Source organism: Ruegeria sp. TASC047, from assembly GCF_059612445.1.
The window spans coordinates 1-1,974 of sequence record NZ_JBXWQP010000014.1; the positions used below are offsets into that span (position 1 = coordinate 1).

The 1,974-nt window shown below is 54.7% G+C and carries 2 protein-coding genes; both read right to left on the reverse strand.

Features of this window, described 5'->3' with window-relative positions; translation table 11 throughout:
• Positions 1-107: 107 nt before the first annotated feature.
• A complete protein-coding gene (locus AC2FLO_RS01845; protein ID WP_480589099.1) occupies positions 108-1,460 on the reverse strand; it encodes an aminotransferase class III-fold pyridoxal phosphate-dependent enzyme in 1,353 nt (450 codons plus the stop codon).
• 1 nt (position 1,461) lies between these two features.
• Positions 1,462-1,974, reverse strand: a 513-nt coding sequence (locus AC2FLO_RS01850; RefSeq protein WP_496755285.1) for an IclR family transcriptional regulator domain-containing protein, incomplete at its 5' end; no start/stop codon positions are given.

Below are 1,974 nucleotides of genomic sequence, written 5' to 3' on the forward strand. Positions count from 1 at the left end.
GAAAAACAAATGGGACGAGAAAAACTCAATCAACTCCTCAACCTGCTCGAAGAACTACAAGCCGTCAAAGTCTGACCCCGCCTTGTAACGGCGAGGTCAGGGAAGATTTAAAGGCTCGCCAAACCGGTATCCAGCGCCGACAGGATCTTGGACACATCGTCAGACGTGATGATCAGTGGTGGCGACAGAATAATGTTGTTACCCGACACCCGGACCATGACACCGTCATCATATGCTGCGTTCTGAACCTGCAACGGAAGATGCTTGGCAATCGGTGCTTTGGTGCTGCGATCCGAGACCAGTTCCATCGCGCACATCAGACCCTCACCGCCGCGCACGTCGCCGACCACGTCGTACTTGTCGGCCAGCCTTTTCAGACCGGAAAAAAGCTCATCCCCACGAGCGGCGGCGTTCTCCCACACCCGCAGGCGGTTAATTTCCGCAAGTGCTGCCAAGGCTGCTGCCGCTCCGACCGGATGGCCGGAATAGGTGTAGCCCTGATCGACGGAGGCTTTGCCAGTGGTGTCGCGTTCGAACACTTCGGCAACTTGACCGGAAATCATCGCAGCGCCGAATGGGAAGTACCCGTTCGTAATAGCCTTGGCCGTCGTCATAATGTCCGGCTGCACACCCCAGTGCCGGGCTCCGCTTTCGCTGCCGGTGCGGCCAAAGGCTGTGATAATTTCATCCGAGATCAACAGAACGCCGTGTTTCGAGCAGACCTCGCGCACCAACGGCATGAAGCTCTCGTGCGGTGGAATTACACCACCAGCACCCAAAACAGGTTCCATGATGAACGCTGCAACAGTATTTGCGCCCTGGAACGCAATCTCAGCTTCCAATGCTTTGACGCAAAGCTGTGCCAAACGCTCGGGATCGGTCTCGTCGAAGGGATTGCGATAAGTCCATGGTGCCGGGATGTGGAAACATCCAGGCATCATCGGTTCGTAGGCAGCACGGAACTTCTGGTTGCCATTGACCGACGCTGCAGCGAAATGGGTCCCGTGGTACCCCTGTTTCAAGCTTATGAATTTGGTGCGCCCATCCTCGCCGCGTACCTTGTGGTACTGTCGTGCCAATTTCAGTGCGATTTCAACCGAATCGGAGCCGCCCGAAGTGAAGAACGCGCGGGTCAATCCATCTGGCTCGAAGAACCGGGCCAGCTCGAATGACAATTCGATCGCCTTATCGTTGCTGGTGCCACGGAAAGTTGAATAATAGGGCAAAGCGTTCAGTTGGTCGGCAATCGCCTGCTTCACTGGCTCGCAGGAATAGCCCAGATTGACGTTCCACAACCCTCCCACGGCGTCGATGGCCTTGTGGCCGTCCACATCGATGATGCTAACCCCTTCGCCGCCGACCAAAATGGTTGGTAGGTTCTTTTGGCTGTCGGCAGGGTGCGCCATCGGGTGCCAAAAATAGCGGGCGTTGTTTTCCTTAAGGAAGTTGGAATCCTTCATTTCAAAATTCTCCGGGAAATTCGTCCGACCGAACACTCGGTCGAAACTCAGTTGGAAAGTTTGCAGGAGCCTGGCCACCAAAGATTGCCGTAAGCTCTTGCGAAACTTGTTTCAGGGTATTCAGTAGGGGCGGCTGCCGGTCGCCTGCGGTTCTGATTTCAGGAACCGCGAATGAAACCGTCCCAAGCGCCAGTTGATCAATTCCGAAAACCGGGGCTGCAAAGCCATGAACACCGGTTTCGAAACTTCCGTTACTATAGGACCAACCGGTTTCCTTTACTTCGACGAGACGTTCTTGAATGAGTTCAAGGTTCGTTAGCGTAGAGGCAGTAATACGGGGCAAGTCGCGATTTTTGAGGCCTTCCAAAAGTGCAGGAGGGCCAAAACAAAGCATGCACAATCCTGAGGCTGTGGCGTTGAGCGGAAGGACTTCCGTATGAGCAGCCTCATCTGACTGGTCCAAGTTGATTGTTAGTGCATCATTGGCCTGTGATCCATTGAGATGATGGTTTCG

Excerpts from the sequence above, each read along its gene's own strand:
- AC2FLO_RS01845 (WP_480589099.1), bottom strand. The coding sequence starts at position 1,460 with ATGAAGGATTCCAACTTCCTTAAGGAAAACAACGCCCGCTATTTTTGG.